Source organism: Collinsella sp. AM43-1, from assembly GCF_003467925.1.
GTDB lineage: Bacteria > Actinomycetota > Coriobacteriia > Coriobacteriales > Coriobacteriaceae > Collinsella.
This window is the reverse complement of record NZ_QSFR01000047.1, coordinates 1-1,328: the sequence shown is the minus strand read 5'-3', so window position 1 is coordinate 1,328 and position 1,328 is coordinate 1. Positions and strand designations below refer to the sequence as shown.

The window sequence follows — 1,328 nt, the reverse complement described above, 5'->3', positions numbered from 1 at the left end:
GGAGCCCCCGCTCGTGACCGCGGGTCGGGGCTGCGACAATGATGTTGAAGTGCCATAGGCGCAGCCGCGCCGCAACGAGGTTGGGAGGCTCCCATGCCAAAGTATTCTACCGCGTTCGGGATGGACGTCCACCTGAGGTCGACCACCGTCTGCGCCCTCGACGCGGACACCGGCGAGGCCGTGACGAGGAGGTTCCCCGGCAACCCCTGGGGCGAGATCGCCGGGTGGATGGGTGGGTTCCCCGGGCCGTCGCTCGCGGCCTACGAGAGCGGCTACCCCGGCTTCGCCCCGCAGAGGGAGCTCGCCGGGCTCGGCGTCGAGTGTGTCGTCGCCGCGGTCTCGAAGATCCCCAGGTAGGCCGCCGACTCGGCCTCCAAGAACGACAGGAACGACGCCGCCAGGATGGCCAAGGCGATACTCGCCCACGACATCTCCCCCGTATGGGTCCCCTCCCCCGAGGTCGAGGGCATCAGGGACCTCGCCGGCGCCTACGACGGGGCGACCGCGCGCCTGGCGACCGCCAAGCAGCGGCTGCTCGCCTTCCTCGCAAAGCGAGGGTTCGCCTACGGCGGCACCACGCCCGCCGGCAACCCGAGGAAGTACTGGACCTACGACTTCCTGAGGTGGCTCGACAAGGTCAGGCCGGAGGACGACGGCGGGGTTCGGACGCTCGCCGCCCTGAGGAGCGAGGTCGAGGCCGCGGCGGAGGCCCGGGCGGACCTGCTCTCCGAGTACAGGGCGGCCGTGGATGCCAGCCCGATCGCCGCGGAGGCGGCCGCCCTCCAGTCGATCAAGGGCTGCGCCTTCGCGCTGGCCGCAGCCTTCTCGGCCGAGGTCGGCGACTTCACGAGGTTCCGTTCCGGAAGGCAGGTCACGGCCTATTTCGGCCTCGCGCCGAGCCAGAGGTCGAGCGGCGACTCCGTGCGGCTCGGAGGCATCAGCGGCGCGGGCAACGCGCTCGTGAGGAAGCTGGCCGTTGAGGGTTCATGGTGCTACGCCGCGGCGCGGCACCAGCCGAAGCTCATGCCGAGGGACACGGGCGTGCCCCTCGAGATAAGGATGCACGGGAGGAAGGGATCCGAGCGGCTCCTGCGGCGGCGCGAGGAGATGCTCGCCCGCGGCATGCCCCAGGCGAAGGCCAACGCGGCCACCGCGGCCGAGCTCGTGAGGTGGCTCTGGGCCCTCGGCACGATGTGCCGGGAGGGCGCGGAATGGACATAGCCCCCGCCCCGGCGAGCCGGGCGGCCTTCGGGGATACCCCCTATTTCGCTGTGCGCGCGGAGCCCTCCGCATGCGCCTCGACAGACTTGGGGAACCCCGCCGAAGGA

1 protein-coding gene and 1 pseudogene are annotated in these 1,328 nt (G+C 71.5%); both read left to right on the top strand.

Translation table 11 applies throughout. The features are described from left to right. Window positions 1-93 precede the first annotated feature (93 nt). Complete coding sequence (locus tag DW925_RS10005) at window positions 94-357, top strand: hypothetical protein (RefSeq protein ID WP_117790925.1); 264 nt, start codon at window positions 94-96, stop codon at window positions 355-357. A 21-nt stretch (window positions 358-378) separates the two neighbouring features. Next, window positions 379-1,221 (top strand): annotated as a pseudogene (locus DW925_RS10000) (IS110 family transposase); the annotation flags it as partial. Window positions 1,222-1,328: the final 107 nt, after the last annotated feature.

Excerpts from the sequence above, each read along its gene's own strand:
- DW925_RS10005 (WP_117790925.1), top strand. The coding sequence starts at position 94 with ATGCCAAAGTATTCTACCGCGTTCGGGATGGACGTCCACCTGAGGTCG.